Source organism: Streptomyces sp. IBSBF 3136 (assembly GCF_036815105.1).
Taxonomy (GTDB): domain Bacteria; phylum Actinomycetota; class Actinomycetes; order Streptomycetales; family Streptomycetaceae; genus Streptomyces.
The window spans coordinates 1-1035 of record NZ_JAJSZC010000470.1 but is presented as its reverse complement, the minus strand read 5'-3'; the positions used below and the strand labels follow the sequence as shown (position 1 = coordinate 1035).

General features: G+C 69.7%; 1 protein-coding gene and 1 pseudogene. One reads left to right on the top strand and one right to left on the bottom strand.

The window, feature by feature from the left end; genetic code table 11:
* Positions 1 to 90: 90 nt before the first annotated feature.
* A pseudogene (locus V7E45_RS40280) lies at positions 91 to 366 on the top strand (transposase); the annotation flags it as partial.
* A 55-nt stretch (positions 367 to 421) separates the two neighbouring features.
* On the opposite strand, the gene V7E45_RS40275 reads toward V7E45_RS40280, so the two are convergent.
* Positions 422 to 778: a cupin domain-containing protein gene (locus V7E45_RS40275; RefSeq protein WP_333779245.1), complete on the bottom strand. Its 357-nt coding sequence runs from the start codon at positions 776 to 778 to the stop codon at positions 422 to 424.
* Between the last annotated feature and the right edge of the window lie 257 nt (positions 779 to 1035).

Genomic DNA, 1035 nt, shown 5'->3' with positions numbered 1-1035 from the left:
GGCTTTCCGGGTCGGGCGGCTCACTGGGGGTCTCCTTGCAGTGGTTTTCAGAGGTACCTCGACAGGATCCCCGAACACCACCGCCTACGCCTGAAAAATGGGGAAAACCCCCGGATCGAGCCACTCGTGCCGGCCGATCCGGTCCGGGGACGGCGCTGGGCCGATCACCGCGGCACGCTCGAGGCCATCGCGTGGAAGTACCGCACCAACTCGCCCTGGCGGGACCTCCCCGAGGAGCTCGGCTCGTTCCAGACGGCCCATAAGCGGCTGGTCAGGTGGGCCGTCGACGGCACGTGGGAGAAGATCTTCGCCGCCATCCTCGCCGCAGCGTATGCCGTCGACGACATCGACTGGACCGTAGTGATCACTAATCGGACAGACACATCCGATCAACTGACCAACCCATCAATAGAGACACGCTCTAGCTCTTGGCGTACTCGTTCGCCATGGTGCCCGCGAAGTCGTACACCACCACCTGCTCGTCCCCCACCACCCAGGCGTCGTGGCCGGGCGGGCACACGAAGACTTCGCCGGGGCCGACCTCGCCCTCGCCGCCGTCGTCCATGCGCAGGTGCATCCGTCCCTGCACCACGTAGCCGTTGTGGTGGACCATGCAGCTGGGGGTGCCCGCGATCGGTCCCACGGACTCCGACCATCGCCAGCCCGGTTCGAACGTGCCCACCGCGAAGTCGAGCCCGGTCAGGTGGAGGGCTTCGAGGTGGCCGCGCGGGAAGTCACGCCGTTCGTCCGGCTTGTCGACCGTCTTCACTTCCAGCATGACGGTGTCCTCCCTTCCGGCCGCTCACCGCGGCCGGGGTAGGCCTCCGTCCCCCGGTGGCCTCGGACGGCACCGGCGCTCGCGGCGGTGGCCGTACCCCACGGCACCATCCTCGGTCCGGCCCGCCGGTGCCGCCATTCGGGGGAATCCCGGGTGAACAGCGCCCGGCCGCGGGCGCGCCGCGGGCACCGGTCACCGCCGCGGACGGTATCGGCATGCCCATGTTCGCCCTGCCGCCGTCCCGGCCGCCCACCCGC

Coding starts and splice junctions, on each gene's coding strand:
- V7E45_RS40275 (WP_333779245.1), bottom strand. CDS start 778: ATGCTGGAAGTGAAGACGGTCGACAAGCCGGACGAACGGCGTGACTTC.